General features: G+C 43.3%; 15 protein-coding genes. 9 read left to right on the top strand and 6 right to left on the bottom strand.

Annotation, left to right across the window (positions count from 1 at the left end; genetic code table 11):
• Positions 1-70 precede the first annotated feature (70 nt).
• Positions 71-1,525, top strand: coding sequence for a radical SAM protein (locus tag JW727_02745; GenBank protein ID MBN2094942.1), 1,455 nt, complete (start codon positions 71-73; stop codon positions 1,523-1,525).
• Here JW727_02745 and JW727_02750 read toward each other — a convergent pair.
• Complete coding sequence (locus tag JW727_02750) at positions 1,522-2,481, bottom strand: hypothetical protein (protein MBN2094943.1); 960 nt, start codon at positions 2,479-2,481, stop codon at positions 1,522-1,524. The genes JW727_02745 and JW727_02750 overlap by 4 nt on opposite strands.
• 89 nt (positions 2,482-2,570) lie before the next feature.
• On the opposite strand from JW727_02750, the gene JW727_02755 reads away from it, so the two are divergent.
• The gene (locus JW727_02755) at positions 2,571-2,753 is read left to right on the top strand and encodes a hypothetical protein (protein MBN2094944.1); all 183 of its coding nucleotides are present in this window, start codon (positions 2,571-2,573) and stop codon (positions 2,751-2,753) included.
• Between the two features lie 155 nt (positions 2,754-2,908).
• A complete protein-coding gene (hxsB, locus tag JW727_02760; GenBank protein ID MBN2094945.1) occupies positions 2,909-4,363 on the top strand; it encodes a His-Xaa-Ser system radical SAM maturase HxsB in 1,455 nt (484 codons plus the stop codon).
• Positions 4,364-4,653: 290 nt separating this feature from the next.
• On the opposite strand, the gene JW727_02765 is transcribed toward hxsB, so the two are convergent.
• The gene (locus JW727_02765; protein MBN2094946.1) at positions 4,654-5,268 is read right to left on the bottom strand and encodes a molybdenum cofactor guanylyltransferase; all 615 of its coding nucleotides are present in this window, start codon (positions 5,266-5,268) and stop codon (positions 4,654-4,656) included.
• Positions 5,269-5,290: 22 nt separating this feature from the next.
• Between JW727_02765 and JW727_02770 the strand changes: the two genes are divergently transcribed.
• The gene (locus tag JW727_02770) at positions 5,291-7,369 is read left to right on the top strand and encodes a molybdopterin-dependent oxidoreductase (GenBank protein ID MBN2094947.1); all 2,079 of its coding nucleotides are present in this window, start codon (positions 5,291-5,293) and stop codon (positions 7,367-7,369) included.
• Positions 7,370-7,453: 84 nt separating this feature from the next.
• Here JW727_02770 and JW727_02775 read toward each other — a convergent pair whose 3' ends face one another.
• The 3 genes from JW727_02775 to JW727_02785 form a co-directional block, all read right to left on the bottom strand.
• On the bottom strand, positions 7,454-8,410 hold the full coding sequence (locus JW727_02775; protein MBN2094948.1) for a hypothetical protein: 957 nt from the start codon (positions 8,408-8,410) through the stop codon (positions 7,454-7,456).
• Positions 8,370-9,350 carry a U32 family peptidase gene (locus tag JW727_02780; protein MBN2094949.1) on the bottom strand — a complete coding sequence of 327 codons (981 nt, stop codon included), beginning with the start codon at positions 9,348-9,350 and terminating at the stop codon, positions 8,370-8,372. The genes JW727_02775 and JW727_02780 overlap by 41 nt, the downstream gene beginning before the upstream one ends.
• 94 nt (positions 9,351-9,444) lie before the next feature.
• On the bottom strand, positions 9,445-10,461 hold the full coding sequence (locus tag JW727_02785) for a U32 family peptidase (protein MBN2094950.1): 1,017 nt from the start codon (positions 10,459-10,461) through the stop codon (positions 9,445-9,447).
• A gap of 22 nt (positions 10,462-10,483) precedes the next feature.
• On the opposite strand from JW727_02785, the gene JW727_02790 reads away from it, so the two are divergent.
• The 3 genes from JW727_02790 (at position 10,484) to JW727_02800 (ending at position 13,901) form a co-directional block, all read left to right on the top strand.
• Positions 10,484-11,473, top strand: coding sequence for a radical SAM protein (locus JW727_02790; GenBank protein ID MBN2094951.1), 990 nt, complete (start codon positions 10,484-10,486; stop codon positions 11,471-11,473).
• A 30-nt stretch (positions 11,474-11,503) separates the two neighbouring features.
• Entirely contained in the window at positions 11,504-12,820 is a 1,317-nt protein-coding gene (locus JW727_02795; protein ID MBN2094952.1) for a PQQ-binding-like beta-propeller repeat protein, read from the top strand.
• A gap of 157 nt (positions 12,821-12,977) precedes the next feature.
• Positions 12,978-13,901, top strand: a complete 924-nt coding sequence (locus tag JW727_02800) for a radical SAM protein (protein MBN2094953.1) — start codon at positions 12,978-12,980, stop codon at positions 13,899-13,901.
• Between the two features lie 33 nt (positions 13,902-13,934).
• On the opposite strand, the gene JW727_02805 is transcribed toward JW727_02800, so the two are convergent.
• A complete protein-coding gene (locus JW727_02805; protein ID MBN2094954.1) occupies positions 13,935-14,294 on the bottom strand; it encodes a hypothetical protein in 360 nt (119 codons plus the stop codon).
• 68 nt (positions 14,295-14,362) lie between these two features.
• Here JW727_02805 and JW727_02810 point away from each other — a divergent pair, with 68 nt between their 5' ends.
• Both JW727_02810 and JW727_02815 read left to right on the top strand, forming a co-directional pair.
• Positions 14,363-17,992: a hypothetical protein gene (locus tag JW727_02810; GenBank protein MBN2094955.1), complete on the top strand. Its 3,630-nt coding sequence runs from the start codon at positions 14,363-14,365 to the stop codon at positions 17,990-17,992.
• A gap of 23 nt (positions 17,993-18,015) precedes the next feature.
• The gene (locus JW727_02815; GenBank protein MBN2094956.1) at positions 18,016-19,122 is read left to right on the top strand and encodes a hypothetical protein; all 1,107 of its coding nucleotides are present in this window, start codon (positions 18,016-18,018) and stop codon (positions 19,120-19,122) included.
• The last annotated feature ends 219 nt before the right edge of the window (positions 19,123-19,341 follow it).

The raw sequence follows: 19,341 nt of genomic DNA on the forward strand, positions 1-19,341 counted from the left end.
TTGCAGTATGAAGTCTACAGATACAAGGTCTCTCATTTTGTACAAATAGCTAACCTTTTAGAAAAGGATTATGGAGGTGTCGTCTTGTCAGGACCAGCGTAAACTGAGATATCTGGATAAAGTGTCTTCAATAGTACCTAAGGTTCGTGATCCTGGCTTGAAGGGGAGATTGGGGAGTTTTGAGCATGCTTTGAGTTGCTATAATGAAGTTGGACTGAGAGATGATCCTTTGCCTGCGGAGGCTGTTCCGAGGGATAAAGACTTTGTAAGGGACGCCTGGAAGGTTTGTCTGGAGAGAAGCCCAAATCATCATTTATCACTCTATATCCACATACCTTTTTGCCTTGAGTCCAGATGCAAGTATTGCCGAGAGTATTCCACCATTTTAGAAGACCGAAAAGAGTTGGTGCGGTATCTGGATTACTTGACCGAAGAGATGCAATTTTTTTCTCCGGTATTTTTGAGAAATATCTTTAGCAACCTGTATATTGGAGGGGGAACCTCTTCAATCTTCTCGTCAGAACAATTGGACATTCTCTATACGCGAATTCATAAATATCTCCAGGTAGACACAAAAAAAGAATGCACTGTCGAAATGTCCCCAAGTACTGCTACAAAAGAAAAAGTGGATTTGGTTAAAAGACACGGGTTTAATCGGATAAGCTTGGGGATACAATCTCTGGATGAGGGGGTTTTGAGAGAAAATAATCGTATATTCGTTTCACACACCCGGCTGAAAGACCTATTTGATTATATAAGGAGTAGGAATATTGGATGTTTAAGTGCTGATTTGTTGCTCGGTCTTACTGGTGACACGGAAAAAAGTCTCTTAAGGAGTATTGAGGGGCTTATCAATCTCGGACCCGATGCAATTGTGTTGATTAGGATAGTCAAAAATCCAGTTATGCCCTTCCCGATGGATCCCTTGTCCAGAGCAAATTTATTCAGGAAATTGTATCTGAATCAGAGAGAGAATGTGAATATCGGTATTAATTACCCTGTTGCAGACTATTCTATTCTGGAGGTTCACAAGAAAGCCGAATCTCTGCTGGAGAGTTGCGGATATATTAAAAAATACGGTGGGGTCGAGACAATAGAAACTCACTTTTTCAAGGAAGGTAAGGGACCCCATTTTGAGAATTATAATTTAGATCAATATAATGAACAATCTGTGCTGGGGTTGGGAATTGGCGCCGCCTCAAAAGTTGGCTACGGTCCTTATTATGCAGATATTACGAATATTAAGTCGGATTATTCTTTCAAAACTTCAGTGTACTACTGTAAATATCATGCCCCAAGAGACCAAATGAGGATGTACCTGAGAAGCAAACTCTTTTCTCAAAGCCAATTCCCATTCATCTCAATTCCCGAGTTTAGACGCAAATTCAAAACAGAGCTTCTGGAGGAGTTCGGGGAGGAAATTGATGTCCTGAAATGGCTGGGTCTTGGTGTGGTGCACAAAGATGAGCTTATTCTTTCCCCCAGAGATGATTATGATCGGGTTTTAATGACCAGAATCTTTTAGCTTCTTGCCAATCTCTCTGTTTCTCCGATAAAATTTGCCGTCTGTTTCATACAGTCATAGTCTCTAAGTTTCTCTATGGTTGCTAAAAGAAGTGCTTCCATACAGGATTCATAATCTCTGAATTCTGGGGTGGTTTCATTGTTGCCAACAGTTATGGAGTAGTTGTTCTTGGTATTAGAAAAGGCAATGTTGAAAAATGCTCCGTTGCCACTCTTCTTTATGGGAAGTCCCTTCTGGCTAATATCTGTCCCGGTCTGCTCAATGCTAATTTTGCCTTCGGACATTTTGTAGATAAACCTAAGCACCACATTGAGGTATTTTCCCGCCAGACCATAGTTCCCCTGTATGACTGAAACTAGATGATTTTCACCGTCTATATGGTGTCCTTGATATGTGGCAAATATGGTGGCCAGTTCCCAATCCCCGACTTTCGCAGGGAGATATTTTATAAAATCGAACAAGGGGAGGGAGGTTGGGGTATTTTTTTTCCTTGAGCAAAGAAGAAGGAACTCTTTGAGGGCATCATCTTTTTTTGCGTCATAAAACGAATGCAGGCCGGTCCAATCTTTGGGATTTGCCTCCTGAACGTTTTTGAGGCTGATTGCGGTAGTGACTGTAGTTTTGTGTGTGATGGATGCGAAATTATGTCCTCCTTCCGAGAGTTTTTTTGCTAGCGGAAAATCTGGGACATACCCAAACAGTACCTCCTGCCCCCCTATCCTTTCTGAGCAGAAATAATCTATCTCAGGCACATCTCTAAAACATTCTGTGAGGATTATGTAGTCTTCAGTTGTGTTCCCCCTTTCCAGAGGAGATCTGGAGTATCGACACCCGATTCTAACTGGAGCGTCTTTACTATAATTGTTGAAAAAGAAGTCTCCTGGAAAGTATATCCTTCTTAGATCCGGAAGTAGTTTGGCATATTCTGAAAACTTTTCCTTTAGCGCATCATCCATAGATTAATTTAAGGTTTGGATTTATTATGTTTCCCATTCAGAGTTCAGATAAACAGGCAAAAATACGATTTAATAGGGATTTTTACGATATGTTTCCAATAACTGAAGTCTGTGAGCGGTTTGAGAGCATAACCCGGATTCAGGTAATTTTTGTTCAGGATAAAAACTGGCTGGAAGTAGTTCTGATTCCTAAGACGGATATGGACATTGAAGAGTTGGCATTGGAGTTCTGCAACCATTGTTTGCATGAGCAGATCATGGTTTCAAGGTAGTTTGTGGTTTTGATCAGTTGGCACGGCAGTTTTGAGAGGAGGTACCATAAAAAATAAAATTGTCGGGTCCAGGCCGATTTGCCTCAACTTCGGTTGATTGCCCTGCAAGGCATCCGGATGGACAAAGGGTTAAAAGATAAAGAGTGTGCCTTATTATGGCTCAGACATTCTCAATAGATACTAAAGGATATATAGTCAATGAATATTTAACAAGGAAATTGGCGGGTGGAAAGACTCTTGTAACTACCCGACATGGTGGATGGGCGATTTTGGACGAAAAAGAATATGCTCTATTGAGGCATGGGGAGGTAGAGGCAGACATAGAGTTGTATAATCTCTTAAGGCAGGAGGGCATAATTCTCACTGAAGATACCCTTTCCGCGGTTACCACCCAGCATTGCCAAAAATTTCATCAATTATTCGGTGCGACTACGCTCCATATACTTACGCCTACACTGAGGTGCAATCAAAAGTGTGTTTATTGCTATGCAAATTCAAGACCCCTCAAGGACAAACAATGGGATATGGATAGGAAAACTGCAAAATCAATTGTCGACTTCATATTTCAGTGTCCTTCTGGACGCATAACCATAGAGTTTCAGGGGGGAGAACCTCTCCTGAATTTTCCGATTTTGCAATATGTTGTAGAGTATGCAAAAAAACTAAGTGGTCGTAATAATAAGGCTGTGAATTTCCGTGTTGTCACAAATCTAACCCTAATGAACGAAAAGATACTGGACTGGCTGGTTGAGAATAATGTGGAACTGAATACCTCCTTGGATGGACCACAATATGTTCATGATAAAAATAGATTCTACGAAAATATGGGGGGTTGCTATGCTGATGTGGTCGAACAGTTAGCGTGTATCAAAAAACGAGGGGTTCAAATAGGTTTGATGCCCACAATTACCCGAGGTTCATTGCCTTACTGGAAGGAGATAATTGACGAATATGTTCGCCAAGGCCAGCCTGGATTTTGGGCAAGGAGGATGGGTATTGGAGGATTTGCGGTTGAGCGTTGGAAGGAAATAGGATATAGCGTGGAAGAATATCTTGACTTCTGGAAAAAGTGTGTTGAATATATATTTGAGTTAAATCTTAAGGGAACTCGATTTTCTGAGGGTTATGTGGGAATTATACTGAAGAATGTCATTTTTTCAAAAAGATATAACTCATTTGTCTGTATGGCTTCGCCATGTGGTTGTGCGTGGAGTCAGGTTTCTTATGATTACCAGGGAAATATCTTTGCCTGTGACGAAGCAAGAAGTTTTGAAATATTCCGACTTGGGAATGTTAAGGATACTACCTATCCAGAATTGTATTCCAGCTGGGATATTTTAAATATAGTAGATTTAACTTCCGGAAACTCTTTTGACTGTGCAAATTGCGCCTACCATCCTTTTTGCGGACCCTGCATTGTGGACGAGTATGGCGAACATGGGTCGATAGTTAAAAAACCAGATTCGTTCAATTGCAGGGTAAAACGAGGGATGCTGGACTATGTTTTCGGTGAGGTTATTCCCAATAAGGAAAGGTTCAAAATTGCGCAGGGCTGGGTGGGTGTGGGCAGGAACGAGGCTATAAAAGATCTCCCTGAAAACAGCGCATAAAATGGGTTTTAGAAGTTTTTTGAGAGACCTACTTACTTTGTACTTGGGATACCAGGTAATAAAAAGTTACCTGTTTGGAGAGTTTTCATTCAGCATTATTCTACTTCTGGTTACAGTAGTCCTAATGGTTTTTACCCTCTGGTTTTTATTTGAAAAGCTGGGTCTTGTCTGAGAAGCGGGTCAAAACTGTGATCGCTGCCGTTCTTCCCTCACAAGTTTTCACGGGCATAACCTCTTGAAAGAAGGTTTGTTTTTCTCAGGAATTACGGATCGGCTTAAGCAACTGTAGTTCACTGTGCGGTGATGTGCTGGGTATGTAGGTTCGCTTCCAACGCCGACTGAGGTTTCACCTCTTTTAAATTTTCCACTGTGTTTATATTTAAGAAATCCGCTGGATCGCTGAACGTAATTTTTTTGGTGCAATTACAGCCATCTATTACCGAATGCATACTTTCCTCAAAATTCCGATTCTGGAATATATTTTTCCTATATACAGCACATAATGGCTCAAGACGATTTTCAAATATTGGAACGATACAATCCACACTTTCATCCAATTCAGATATAATCCTTGAAATGACCCTCTTATTGACTAAGGGCATGTCGCAAGCCACTACGAAAATAAACTTTTCCTCAACAGCGTTAAGTATTCCAGACAAGCCCGCAATTGGCGAAAATATTTCGCAATTGTCCTCAAGTATTTTTATGTGGGGATTATCGATGATTTTTTCCACTTTTAAGTGCTGTTCTTTATTTTTGACAACAACAACTGCCTTAAAAAAACATTCCTCCAGCAAATTTGCAAGTCGATTAATGACATAAGTTCCTCCTATATTTAGCAAAGCCTTATCCTTTCCAAATCTTTTTGAACGCCCGCCAGCCAAGATTACCCCACAAATCTCCATAATTGCTTATCCATATAAAATTATGGGTGTGGGGGATAAGGTCTTTAAAAGTGCCTGTGGCATGTGCCATGGTGGATGCGGAGTTTTGGTTCATACGAAAGAAGGTAGGGTAATCTCTGTGGAGGGTGATCCAGACTCTCCGTTGAGTCGGGGAAGCATGTGTTCAAAAGGCAGGGCAAGCATAGAGCATTTGTACAATGAATGTCGTTTAAAATATCCATTGCAGAGAACTGGTAGGAGGGGCGAAGGAATGTGGGAGAGGGTCTCCTGGAATAATGCGCTAGAAACAATATCTAAAAATCTGAAGGGTATCCGGGACTCATTTGGACCCCATTGCGTTGCTTTTGGCCAAGGCACTGGCAGGCATCATTATCCTTTTGTTATAGAGTTTGCACATGAGTTTGGAAGCCCAAACTGGACCGAGCCCGGGTTAGCACAATGCTTTTTGCCAAGACGGCTTGCAAGTGACTTAACCTATGGCGGTTTTGTCGTTTGTGATTATTATGGGGAGATCTTTCCAAAATGCATTCTGGTCTGGGGGCATAATCCCATAATTTCCAATCCCGATGGTGAACTGGGTTTTAGATTTTTACAGGCCTTGGATAGGGGATGTAAGGTGGTGGCAATTGATCCTAGAAAAAGTGAGAGTGCTAAGACCGCTAACCTGTGGCTGCAGTTAAGGCCAGGAACAGATTGTGCCTTGGCATTGGCAATGATAAATACTATCCTGGAAGAAGGTATGTATGATGAGGCATTTGTTAAAAAATGGACGTTTGGCTTTGATAAATTGAAGGAACATGTTGGAGACTTCACTCCGGAATGGGCTGAAGAGATAACCTGGGTGAATGCTGAGAAAATACGAGCGGCGGCTAGAATGTATGCGACTACAAAACCGGCATGCATCGAATGGGGTGTTGCTATAGAACAGACGCCAAATTCTTTACAGACCTGCCGGGCAGTTTCCATTTTGCGGGCCATAACAGGCAATCTTGATGTGCCGGGTGGAGATATATTTAGTGAGGTGGAGTTGCAAGGATTCCCCTTTTTCTGGGATTCTAGAAAGTACCTGGTGGAAAGACCCTTGGGGGGATATAAGCTATTGGGGGCGGCACATTTCCCCACCATGTTGACTGCTATTAAGTCAGGCAATCCTTATCCGATCAAGGCTTTTTTGGTGTTTGGAAATAATACTCTTGCAACCTATGCAAACTCGAAAGAAGTATATAATGCTTTAATGGGCTTGGATTTTCTAGTAGTAGCCGACCTCTATATGACACCTACTGCTGAGCTTGCAGATATTGTTTTGCCGGCGGCTACCTGGTTGGAGGTAGATCATGTTTTAGGGGTTCCTTTTGGGTCTGCTAAGGCGATATTGGCTCAACAGAAAATTGTGGAAATGCATGAGTGTAGGCAGGATGAACAAATTTTAATCGACTTGGCTAAGCTTTTGGGATTGCCATTAGGAAGACTGAGCCTGGAAACAATACATGATCACGTGCTTTCGCCGTTTTGTATGAATTTCAAAAGGTTGAAGGAATTGGGTCACTTATCGTTCACAAGCAAGTATCGGAAATATGAACCCTCCGGGTTTAATACCCCTTCAGGCAAGGTTGAGTTGTATTCCTCTCAACTGAAGAGGGAGGGGTTCAGTCCTCTTCCAAATTATGTAGAGCCACCCGAAAGTCCCATTTCCCGCCCCGACTTGATGAAAGAATATCCCCTTATTCTGACAACAGGTGGCCGAATTTTGGAATTTTTTCATTCAGAAGGAAGACAGATTCCTTCTTTGAGAAAACATCATCCAGATCCCGTAGCACAGGTTAATCCGGAAACTGCGAAAAAATATGGTGTGGTCGATGGAAGCTGGATATTTATCGAAACTTTAAGAGGAAGAATAAAACAACGGGCCAGATTGACCGAAGATATCTGTCCGGAGGTTGTGCATGTGGAGCATGGGTGGTGGTTTCCTGAAGAAAAAACCCCCTCTCATGGCATATGGAGGTCAAACGCAAATGTTCTCACCAATAATAATCCGCCCTACGACCCTGCAATTGGGACCTATCAATTGAGAGGTTTGCTTTGTAGGATTTATGCAGTATAGGCAATTCCAAATCATCTGGGATAAGGGCAGTTTCCATCTCACCCCATATTTTTAAAAATCCCCCCCCAAACTTGAACGTTTTTCTTAAAGTTGGAAGTTTGTTCTGGATTGCAGGTCTTGAGTGGTAATTTCGAAAAGCAATTCTGGTGGTTCAAACACGATTCTGTCGAAAATGGAGATATTTTCTGGCAGCTTGTTGTTGCAGTAAAATTGCGTGTTTCCTTTTAGGAATAATTTAACATTGTTGATAGAATAGCTGTATAGGGAGGTCAAGCACTCTCTATTGCATGGATTTTTACCCTTGACGAAGGGTTTTTTAAAGTAGTAGGCGGGGGACTTGCAAAATCTCGTTGTCGCAACCGGTACGAAGGGGTAGTAGAGTGACTTTTTTATGTTGAAGTCAGATTCAATACCCTGATAGACATTGTCCAATTCGATTCTTGAAATTTTATTGCAGAGTATAAAATTTTTTAGTGTCTCACTTGCATCAATTCCAGATTGCTTAAGAATGGCGGTTGAGTAAGTGTCCAGATTGAAGAACTTTTCATCAAGAATTGCTTCTATCAAACTGGGGTCCTTTTTCTGCTTAGTCAGTAAGCGACCAATTGATAGCTTAAAGTCGTATTTTTGCCTCAGGTAGTGGAATACCCCCCAATCATTAAATATGATCTCGGCATTTTTTGGCTTAATCTGCTGCCAGAGCTCAAAAATTTCCTTGAGCTTATCCAAGGCCCGGTCTGTGACGTATGGCGTAAGCAGAGACATGCTCAGTGCATTCTTATTGCAGAATCCAACGGCTTTTTTAATTTCGGCTATGTCAGGTATCATTCTTTCACAAAATTCAGACCCGAAGTATATTCTTGAAAAAAGAACCTTGCCTGTCTGATCGAGTTTCTGAAGATATCGGTTTATTTTTTTGGATTCATTCAACTTAAGGATATATTTGCCGGCGACTCTGCTAAAGCATTCTGTATTACCCACATATAGCGCATATTCCATGCTATACTCTTTCCTTTTGAAAATAACAATATCTTTTTCCATATCTTTGGCATATTATTCCGCTCTTAAGCAGGGACATTAGCTGGAAGAGTGACCTGTCATCAAGTTGGTGGGGGACATTTTTCCGTGCCAATTCGAATCCCTGCTCAATGAGCGAATCTATACTTGATGAGACCGTCTTTACGAAAGTCTCTTTTGAGCTTATTTTTTTTGACAATCTCATTAGTTCTTTAACGAGGTATAAGGAGACATAGGATGCCTCTGTAGGATATTCTCGACCAGTAATCTTCAGGGAGTCAATTCCAATTTGCTGGTAGTCGTATAGGTTACAAAGTCTGCAGGTTGAAAGGTATTCTGGAGGTATTTCTTCTTTAGCATTTATCCTGTAAAGATACTCCTTATGGCATAATGTAGGCAGTAGCGGATTGATGCCGTGTATCGAATGACAGGTACCTTCTATATTTGGGCAATTAATGAAATAGTCTATGAAGGCCTCAATTTCAATTTGGGGATTGTTATTTCTAATAGATTGCACTTCTTCCAAGTATATGCCTCTGGGAAGAATGATTCTTGTAGCACCAAGATCCCGATAGAACTTTACGGTTTCAGAATTAAATACTGCAGAAAGCATACTTATATGGATGGGCAAGTCTGGGTGGTTCTTCCTCAATTCCAAAATTAGATTCAGATCCGTGACAATTAAGCCATCCAGCTCAAGTCTGGATATTTCATTTAGTTCCTTTAGGACATATCTGAATTGAAGTCTAGTGTAGTTTTCATTTAAGGTCAGGAATATTTTTTTGTTAAGTGAATGGGCAATCTTCAAAGCAAGCTTCAGTTCACCAATGCTTCTAAAGTTGCATCTAAAACTTGCATCATCCATGCATCTGCGGTTCGTATTGAGTAACAGGGTGGATTGATTTTGTTTTTTTACGCCACAATAAAATTCATCTGCCCCAATATGCGACAAAGGCTCTATCATATCCAGGTCTCTGAGGGGCACCAACACTTTCATAATATGCTGATTAATTACATTAGGGTATGTTGGTATTTAACCTTTCTGTGCTTTGGCAATTTTAGCCATTGCCTATGTGGCTCAGGTTTTCAATTGATTTTTTTGCGATATCCCGGCAATAATGGCACACAAAGCAATTTTTATTGCAGCTGGTGACTTTTTTAAAAAAAGCTTCGTCAAAGTGGGAGCTGCTAATGTACCAATTGAATCGCCTATTGAACATCGGTATCGCACTTTCCAAGAGGTCAAGTATGTTCCCGGCATATTCTTCATGGAGATAGTCCATGACTCTCTGCAGAATCCATTTGCTTTCCATAGTCCTGCCAACGATTTTAATGTCGCGGGTTATTTTTCCGTATTTGGCAAGCCACTGGGGTAGTATCCAGTCAGAAGTTATGATTAGCTCTGGATAGAATTTTCGTAATCCTATGCACGACTCAGCGCACGGGTCAATCGAGATATTGCCTTCTTTAGAGGCATGCGAAGTAAAATTATTATGGAATTGCCTGAGTGGGCATTTCCAGATGCATCCTTCGTTTGCCATAATCCGGAGTCCTATTCCAAGTTTCTTAATTTCTTCCAGTGTCCTAAAGTCTCGATTTAACCCATTTAGTGTCAGGGTATCTGCCCCAATTTTTTTGAAGAAGCGAGCTTTTTCAAAAGAGTCAATGTCTGAAAATGCAGAAGCTGCAATACTTAAGCCGGGCAACTCTTTTTTGATTGTCTGAATATACGCCGGATTTGCAACAATCACTCCATCCAGACCATGCCCTTCATGCAGGGTTTTCAGGAACTTTAAGGTCTTGCTTACGTGCTCTATGGAATATTCCATTCTGCCTTCGCAGGTCGAATTAATCGCTAAATCCACTTTTAGTTCTTTTTTGTGGCAAAACCGAATGACCTTCATCAGCTCTCTAAGTGAAATTTCGCTGACCGTTCTGCCAGAACTGTAAATTTCCCTTGGCCCGGAGAGATATATTCCTTCGATTCGGTTGCCGTTAATGTTTTGAAGCCCAACAAGTTTCTTCAGAAGTGTGGGGTCGTTATTGTACGGAACCGAAAATCTGAAATCAGGCATAATAACTAATTCTAATTGGATTATGATTAGTAGATATGATCTCCAGGTAGGGTATTCTTGCAACAACAATTGTGTCCATTGCTTTAACCGGGATCGGGTAGAGTCTCTTAACCGAGGCAGTTGCCCTTTAGATAAGACCTTCAAAGAAATAAGTGAGATATTTGCTGAAGGTAGGCGACTTGGCATGGAAGAAATAGTGCTTACTGGAGGCGAACCTACGATAAGGCCGGATTTTTTCAAGTTGCTTGAACTTGCAGCATTCACATTCAAGAAAGTTAGATTGCAGACAAATGCTCGGATTTTTTCCTCGCAAGATTTTGCAAGGAAAACTTTGGAAATTTCCCCCGGATTGCATTTTTTAATACCCTTCCACCACACAAATAGTGGTTGCTTTGATTCAATTACCCGGGTAAGGGGTTCTCACTCTCAAACACTACAAGGCATAAAGAATTTGCTTACTTTTGGTGCGAAAGATGTTTGCCTGAAAAGAGTGCTTCTGAAGCAAAATTATGCGGATTCGGAGAACTTCGTCAGATTGGCAAAGGATTTGGGGGCAAACCGCCTGGATTTTACTTTTGTTGAAGGTGGCGGCAACGCGAGAATCAACTGGTTTAAGCTTGCACCCCGTTATTTTGAAATTGAATCGTATATTAAGAGAGCCCTCGAACTGGCAAACCGCCTGGGGATTCCAGTTTCCTGCTACGATATCCCATTTTGTTTTTTGCAGGGCTATGAGCGCCACGTTTCTGAGACTTATAACTATGTCATGCCCTATCTGAGGCACGAATTTCCCAAGAGAATAGCTGGTGAGAAAGAGGATATCATTACAGCCCTGGTTCTTGCGAGAAGGAAGAAGGCGGAGCAGTGCAAAGGATGCAGATTTTTCAAGGTTTGTGTGGGTGTTTGGAAAGAATATCTTGACTCTTATGGAGCTTCTGAATTTAAGCCAGTTTTGGGGGAACCGGTAGATTCTTTGAAGAGACTTAATGCTGCGGTCGGCGCATTTAATTGATCTAATGCATACTTCTATATGGGGGCTCGGATGATGAGAAGTATTTTTGTTTTAAGTCTGGTGTTGGTTTCTTGTATTGCCATCTTGTTTTTTTCAGTTAAGGAGGATTTGGCTTATTCTGAAACCGGGTCTTCAAACCTCTCTTGTCCCATGTTTAAGTGCAATATTTATCGTACGGGAAATGTTGACTTTGATCCTGGTAAAAACGGCATAGATTTTGGCATGGAAACAAGAGGAAGTAACGCTCCGGAACACGCAGAAAGGAAATTTATCAAAAAAACAGATGCCTTTGATTCTTCTCCCTTATTTGTTGACTTGGATTTAGACGGCAATGATGAGGTAATAACCTTTTATAAGAACACCATTTATAATATTACTTTGAAATCGAGGACGTTTACTGAGTTCATCATGGCAGTAAAGTATAAAGAAAATCTGACTGAATTGGAAAAGCTGGAATTTGGCGAGGGCTATTTGCTTTTGTGGAAATTTGATTTGCCTGCTGAGACCCACACTTCCTTCTCGGTTGGGGATTTTGATGCAGATGGACATCCAGAAATTGCTTTTGGGTGCGACGATGGCAATTTGTATGTCCTTACTTCCGAGGGAAATCTTTTGTTCAAGTTCAAAACACAAGCAGAGGTTAGGTCGACACCAGCAATTGTAGACTTGGAAGGGGACAGCAAGCAAGAAGTAGTGTTTGGGTCCAATGACGGGAATCTCTATGTCTTGGATGCGGAGGGGAACCTAAAATGGAAGTTTAGTGCGGGTGGAGAGGTGGTAAGTTCTCCAACCGTTTCTGGTGATTATGTGTCGTTTGGTTCGGACGATTCTTATCTATATATTCTGAGCCGAGAAAATTCCACTCTGCACTGCAAATTTAAAACCCGGGGGGCTGTGCGGAGTTCTCCTTTGCATTATAAGCACCGCCTATTTTTTGGATCCGATGATGGTTATATTTATGAGCTGTCTGAGGACTGTAGTTTAATCAATGCGTATGAGACGAGTGGTCGGGTCAGGGGTTCTCCTGCTGTTTTTGGAGATTATGTGGTAGTTGGGTCTGAGGACGGCTACTTATACTATCTGGGTGAGTCGGGGTTAAGGAGTATCTTTCTGGGCTCTCCAATATATTCAACTCCTTGCTCGGCTGAGGACTGGCACTTGGTTTCTGTCTCAGAAGGGCGGGTGTATGCTATTAATTTAACCTCAAAGGAGATTCGATGGGAAAACCTTCTTGCCAGGGAATTTTCTTGTTCTCCATCAATAGGAAATGGGGGTTTATTTTCTTGTTTTTATCTTCCGTACGAAGAAAATGACGAGTATGCCGGATTTTTTATCGCTGTCCGTTAGCGTAAAGACTCTGCCGTAAACTGTACGAGCAATAATTGAGTTTGGTTGGAGGGCTTGAGAGGTATGGGTGGGAAGGGTCAATGGCGCTTACGCTTAAATTTTAATTTTTAGTTAAGAGGGTCTGGCTTCAGGAAACTAGTATTTGGTTATGACTATTATGAAAAAAACAATCTCTAAGAATATCTGCTTTGGCTATGGATGCAATAACAACTGTCTTCACTGCATAATTGGATATGGGCAGAGGAAGCAATACCGAGATTTGACTACTGGTGAGGTGAAGGCTAAATTGGATCTGCTGGTATGTGAAGGGATTGGGCAGGTAATTTTTATTGGGGGTGAAGTTGCCATCCGTAACGATTTCTTCGAATTATTGGAATATGCGAAAGATAAGGGGCTAAAGGTACATATTGAAACAAATGGGCGGGTTTTCTGCAAGGAAGCATATTCCAAGAGGTTTCTGGAAATAATGCCTGAGGCAAGTATGATGATCAGCTTTCATTCTGCGACACCAAGCATTCATGATAGTATAACGCAGGTTTCAGGGTCGTTTGAGCAGAGTGTCAGGGGTATAAGGAACCTGAAAAAATATGGTTTGAAGCATCTGCAGATAAACTGTGTTGTCTCAAAGCTCAACTATTTCTGTCTGGAAGAAAACCTCAGATTATTTAAGGGTCTCGGTGCAAATGAGGTTCATTTTACATTAATGAGGGTGGGGGGAAACGCAATAGATAATCTGGACCGGGTTTTTGTTCCAATTAGGGAGATTCGACCCCATCTGATAAAGGCATTAGAACTTGGGAAAGAATTGGGTGTGAAGGTTCTCACCTATGGGTTTCCGTATTGTGTGATTCCGAAACATGAACAGTCGGTCTTTGAGAAAAATTTTCTTGAAACCTTCAGATTGGGTGCCACTTACATATTTGATGAGCCGACGGGTATCTTAGATTGGCAAAAAGAACGGATATCTATGAAGGCCAAGCCAAAAGACTGCCGGCGCTGCAAACTATTCGGCATTTGTGAAGGTGTTTGGAAGGAGTACCTGACTAAAAATCTCTTGGAAAAAGAGCTCGTGCCCCAGTAGTTCTTGGGGTTTTCGTTTGCTATATCTCAAGACTCATCCGTAATTAAGTACAATATTGTTGCCGTGTGCAGCATTTGCGTCACGGTGGCTATTGCTTCCATGAGCTGAATCATTGCAATGGCTTGAGGGTACACCGTCTGCATTGGAGTGGGAAGTGCCGCTGCCATGCCAGCCGGAATACCCCGAAGCTCCATTGCTGTGGCCACTGCTGTGTCCAGGATCACAATGGTCGTGTTTTGAGGAAATATTCGCCCCGGTCACCATATGTGAAACAACATTTAGGGCATCAAGGCCTGCAAGCATCGCCCCTAAGGAAATCAGCACCTGCTTTTGCGCCCCGCCCTTCTCTTCCAGTATGAATGACCTAAGCTCTTTTTTGATGGCTGGAATCATAATATATACTCCTCTTATTATAGTTTAGCCAAGTTCTTGCGGCACTATATTTTATCGGGAAATTATGTATGGGGGCGCTTTTGGCGGCATCCTGTTTATCCAGGTATGCCCTTTTGGAAGGAGTGCGTAAATGCCGGTTGCTGCTGGCGCTTATTTTGCTTGCTGCACTGGCATTATTTGGCTATAATGGCCTTACGGGCTATTTTTTATTTTCTCAAGCCATTCCTCCTTCTGAAGTTTCAGGCGCTATTTCCGATAAGGATTTAGTTTCTTTGCAGGACGGGGTTTTTGCAGACCTCGGCTTCGAAAACCAGACTATTTTCTCAGCAACATTTGAGGTGGCCTCTTCTGGAAACTACCTCCTTGCCCTAGGAGCTTATTGCAATGATTCTTTAGGCCTGAGAATATTTCACCATTCCGATTGCATATATGATTCCGGACTTGAAAGCAGAGTTGAGGTGCCTTTAGAGCTTTCAGAAGGAAACCATACCTTTGAGTTCTATGTTGAGCAGCATTCTCCTGAAGTTCCTAGGACCTCTCCGGCAGTTATGACGGGATTTTTTCTGGAAGGTGAAGAGAATTTGGGGGAGGAAGGAGGCGGCGAAGGCGATTCGACAGAGCCCGAAAGTGGCACCAAAGAAACTGAAAACTCGGGGCCTTCAACAGAATCAGATGCTTCTTCAGATGAATGTGCTTCTTGTGGTGATTCTTCCTCTTCTTCTGAGGTTTTGTCCTATGAAGATTCTGAACCTTCGGCAGATAAAGGATTAGAATCTGAGGATGCGCCCGTTAGCGAAGAGGAATTGGATTTAACTGAACGGGATCTGCAGGATTCCACTTCAATAGTGGATGAGGAAAGCAGCCCTCTGGAAGATGCAGAAGAGGGCTCTGAAGGGCTTCCGGTGGTTGATATCATCCCAGAGACTCCCTTGGCAGAGGACTCTTCCCCGGGGTCAGGATATGATGAGGTTAACCAGAATGCTGGCGAGACTGTATCTGAAGAGAGTGAGCCCTTGCTACAGCATGCGGCCGATTTTAATGATTCGAAGGTTTCGGGCGAGGGCGCGGAATTGGAACCCTTGAATATTTCTGAGTTAAATCTAACGGATGATGTGGGCTTTGAAGAGGAGGAAAACCTGCCAGGAGATAATATGCTGCAGAATGATACTGAGAGCAATTTGAGTGAATCTGGCGATGTGAATGGTTCTGCCTCTGGCTCTGGTGAGCTGCCAGTTGAGTTGACGGAGGAGCCCGGTGAGGAATTGGCTGGGGATTCGGGCGTATTAGACACAAACCTTTCCGAGCCGCCAGGAAATGTCTCTGGCGAAGTCGAGAGCCAGCGCATACTTTTAAGGATAGACTATATTCTGCTTTTGCCAAAACAGGAAATTCCTTCACAGGAAAACCTTACTGGGCTGGCTCCTGAGAACGATACCTTCATAAACCAGACTCTGCAAAATGAAACTCCGGAATTACTTAATGAAACTAACGAAACTTTCCTGATTAATGAAACTGCACTCCTAAATGATACTGAGTTTCCCAGTCAGGAGCCAAAGTTCATTGTTGAGTCAGAGTTGATACAGGGAGAAGTTTTATTGGGGCATCCAGTTTCCTGGAAGAAAATTATCAAGCTCTCCAATCCATCAAACCAGACCCTTTCTGAAGAGCTTCTCTTGGAAGTTCCCGCAGATGCCCTGGAGGTTAGGGTTTTCCTGAACGGGGACGAAATTCCCTATGAGGAACCAATGGGTGTTTTGGTTGTTTCCGAAGAATCTGCCTTGGTTGAGGTTGAATTTGAGACAGCACCACTGGAAGTTGAGCTTTTTGAAGATGAAATTCTGCTGTCCGAAGTTTTGCCTCCGGAGGCAGAAAATATCGAGGTCTTTGAGAGGGGACAGAGAAAGCATGTTTTTCGGACAAGGTTGGATGTTGATAAGAGGATTGTGCTCCGGGAGAAAAAGCTGCGCCTTTCACAAAAGTCCTCTCTTCCTTACCAAAATGTCTCCCTCAACATTTCGGACTTTTTTGGAGACCTTGAGGGGAAATTGGAAGTTGGCTCAGGAAATAATGCCTTTTTAGCGGATTCCGGGCCTGGAAGGGATAGGCAAATACTGATTTCGGAGATTTCCGGGATAAAGGACCTTCCGGAGCAGGCAGAGGGCAGGCCGGAGAAAAAATCTCCGGGAAGAATGAGCTCTTTTTCCGAAGACCCGGGTGAAGTTTTGCCTTCAGACCTCTTGGAGAATGGCTCTCAGGAAAATTTTACGGGAGCTGAGCTTGTTCTGGTGCCAGGAGGTGGCGAGAATGGCACGGTGGTGATTTCCTTGACTGGACAGGCCATTCAGGGTAGGGCTGCTGTGGGAGAGCCCGTGACGTGGAACCTATCCTATGAATCATTGCAGGTTTTATATGAAACTTCTGCACCTAGCACAGAGGTAAAAACTAGGTCTGGAGGAATCCTAGTGCGCGTGTTTTCCAATGTCTCAATGCACTATCAAAATGTTTCTGCTTCTGTGGCTCTCCCAAACAGTGCTTCTCAGCCCAAGATATATCACCTTCGTGATGGAGTAAGAGTGGAGGTTACCACGCAGCCAGAGTACTCGGTAGACTACCTGGACCAAAACAATGATTCTCTTTATGACCTGCTTGTGTGGGATGTTCCTCAGCTTTCGGAGCAGGAGTTTGAGATAGACCTTGTCATACTGAATGTGCAGTCTTACCCGATAGTGGGTCTTAATTGGACGGTCATGTTTAACACAACGGGTACTGCAAACCTGACCATAACCGCTGTAGATGGAACAACCTGGACCAATTTTTCTGAGCTTTCCAGCGACGAAAGCCCGGAATACGGCTATGACCTGAAGTTTTTGGAATTGAGGTGTGGCGACGAGCCAGTCGCCTATGGATGGCAAGGGGATTCTGTTTTTGTGGAGAACTATTCCTGCAATTCAACCGGATTTGAAACTTCAAAAGTCCTTAGCGCAGGAAAGCACGACATTGAGTTTAAGTTTGGGGAGGTCATTGCCTATGCTCACAACAATGCCTTGACAGAGGAGCCCTGGTGTTATGACGGCTCGGGGTATGACTGCAAAGTTAATTGTACGCACAGGGCATATGTGTGCGACAATCAGACATGGAATTCCACTTGCCGAATTGTCATGTATGATCGGAGGGGATACTGCAATGACAGCACGGCATTAGAAAGCACCATAGACATGACCTCATGCACAAACTGGGACAATCCTGAGGCCTGCCTTCAGGTAGGAACTTTACCGAACTATTTCTATGCCTGGGCACATCACCAGGACCAGGGCTCTTCCACCAGCTTATATATGAACACCACAGACAACATGAATGGCGACACCTGCCAGGGCCACTGTGAGTGCAAGGCAGGGCAAAGCAGATGGGCAATTGGCGGAGAGACGGCAAGCACGAACTGCTGCGGTGATGATGCAAGCGAGTACCGGATTGTTTCCAACTATGGCACGGGGATGGACGGCTCACCAGACAATACCGACGCCTGCTGCACGGCAAGCAACAAATGTGTGGATAATGGCAGTTGCTATAGTTCCACAGCATCTTTTGATGCAGACGGCGACGGCGACACCGATTACTGCAATGCTGGGACCTGGGTTGACTGCAACTCTGCAGCAAACTGCCCGTCAGGCATGACTTGCAGTTCCAACAACTGCGTGTAAACCTTTCCTAAATAGGTATTATTATGGTGGCTGTTCAAAGGAGGCAGATTCTGGCAGCGTTTGCGGTAGTTACAATTGGGATGGGCATTCTTTATTTTGGGGGATCAGGATTCTTGCAGGGCTTTTTCGTTGGACCAGATGAGGCCGAGCCGGTAAACCTATGGATAGTCAATCACCAGAGTTACCCAAATATTGGGGGGAACTGGACTGTCGTGTTTTTTACGAATGGCACAGCGAACCTTACGGTACGCCCAATAAACGGGACCTATTATGGAGAAGATATTAACTTCCTTGAAGTCCGCTGTATGGGGAAGCTAGTAGCGCCGACATACCTTGGCGAATATGTATTTTTTGAAAATTACTTCTGCGAAGGCGCAAGCACAGAAACTTCGCAGGTTGTAAGCTTTGGGCGGCATGATATAGAGTTTTCGTTTGGCACCATCTTGGATATCGCCCATAATGGGGCCTTATATACTCTACCCCGTAACTGCGTAGACGGCTCAGGTGAAACCTGTAGCGATTACTGCTCCCTCAGGGTTTATGTTTGCGACACGGCATCCCCCTGCACCACCCGAATAGTCATGACCGAAAAGAGAGGCAGTTGTTCTGACAGCACATGGTATGAGCAGGCGTTTGACCCCTCATCATGCACTAATTTTGACAACCCGGAGGTGTGCCTTGGAGCTGGCTCAAACCCGAACTATTTTTATATATGGGCAAGAAGCGGAGATTATGAACAAACCTCAAATATAGGCCAGCTTTATGCCTTTTCCACAAATGACCTTGATGGTGACACCTGCCAGGGCCATTGTGACTGTATAGCAGGCCAACTTCGTTGGAATATTGGGGGGGAAGTAGCATCTACAAGCTGCTGCGGCGATGATTCTGGGGAGTATCGAGTGCAACAGGTATTTGGGACGGGAATGGATGGTTTGGCAGACGAAACAGATGCCTGCTGCACGGCAAGCAATTCGTGCGTTAATTATGGCAACTGCTATTCGACGGCTTCCAGCGTTGATGCAGACGGCGACGGCGACACAGATTACTGCAATGCTGGAACCTGGGTTGACTGCAACTCTGCAGCAAACTGCCCATCAGGCATGACTTGCACTTCGAATAATTGCGTGTAATTCTTCTTATTTGGTTTTTTGCCCCATTAGCTTGATGCCCACAGCGCTTCAGAATTTTTGAGACAGAGCGGCATTTTAACATATCCTCTAAGGGACTGAAACCTTGGACCCAAAGCCATTTTCTCTGAAGGGGCATATTCTGCCAAATCTGCAGGTTATGGACTATCTTCATCGGGAGTTTTCATTTTAGTGTGATCGGTTCACGTCCAGGATTGCCTT

Source organism: Candidatus Aenigmatarchaeota archaeon (assembly GCA_016932615.1).
Classification (GTDB): domain Archaea; phylum Aenigmatarchaeota; class Aenigmatarchaeia; order QMZS01; family QMZS01; genus JAFGCN01.

What these genes read in the sequence shown, in the direction of transcription:
- JW727_02745 (MBN2094942.1), top strand. Translation starts at nt 71, where the DNA reads ATGGAGGTGTCGTCTTGTCAGGACCAGCGTAAACTGAGATATCTGGAT.
- JW727_02750 (MBN2094943.1), bottom strand. Translation starts at nt 2,481, where the DNA reads ATGGATGATGCGCTAAAGGAAAAGTTTTCAGAATATGCCAAACTACTT.
- JW727_02755 (MBN2094944.1), top strand. Translation starts at nt 2,571, where the DNA reads ATGTTTCCAATAACTGAAGTCTGTGAGCGGTTTGAGAGCATAACCCGG.
- hxsB (MBN2094945.1), top strand. Translation starts at nt 2,909, where the DNA reads ATGGCTCAGACATTCTCAATAGATACTAAAGGATATATAGTCAATGAA.
- JW727_02765 (MBN2094946.1), bottom strand. Translation starts at nt 5,268, where the DNA reads ATGGAGATTTGTGGGGTAATCTTGGCTGGCGGGCGTTCAAAAAGATTT.
- JW727_02770 (MBN2094947.1), top strand. Translation starts at nt 5,291, where the DNA reads ATGGGTGTGGGGGATAAGGTCTTTAAAAGTGCCTGTGGCATGTGCCAT.
- JW727_02775 (MBN2094948.1), bottom strand. Translation starts at nt 8,410, where the DNA reads ATGGAAAAAGATATTGTTATTTTCAAAAGGAAAGAGTATAGCATGGAA.
- JW727_02780 (MBN2094949.1), bottom strand. Translation starts at nt 9,350, where the DNA reads ATGATAGAGCCTTTGTCGCATATTGGGGCAGATGAATTTTATTGTGGC.
- JW727_02785 (MBN2094950.1), bottom strand. Translation starts at nt 10,461, where the DNA reads ATGCCTGATTTCAGATTTTCGGTTCCGTACAATAACGACCCCACACTT.
- JW727_02790 (MBN2094951.1), top strand. Translation starts at nt 10,484, where the DNA reads ATGATTAGTAGATATGATCTCCAGGTAGGGTATTCTTGCAACAACAAT.
- JW727_02795 (MBN2094952.1), top strand. Translation starts at nt 11,504, where the DNA reads ATGATGAGAAGTATTTTTGTTTTAAGTCTGGTGTTGGTTTCTTGTATT.
- JW727_02800 (MBN2094953.1), top strand. Translation starts at nt 12,978, where the DNA reads ATGAAAAAAACAATCTCTAAGAATATCTGCTTTGGCTATGGATGCAAT.
- JW727_02805 (MBN2094954.1), bottom strand. Translation starts at nt 14,294, where the DNA reads ATGATTCCAGCCATCAAAAAAGAGCTTAGGTCATTCATACTGGAAGAG.
- JW727_02810 (MBN2094955.1), top strand. Translation starts at nt 14,363, where the DNA reads ATGGGGGCGCTTTTGGCGGCATCCTGTTTATCCAGGTATGCCCTTTTG.
- JW727_02815 (MBN2094956.1), top strand. Translation starts at nt 18,016, where the DNA reads ATGGTGGCTGTTCAAAGGAGGCAGATTCTGGCAGCGTTTGCGGTAGTT.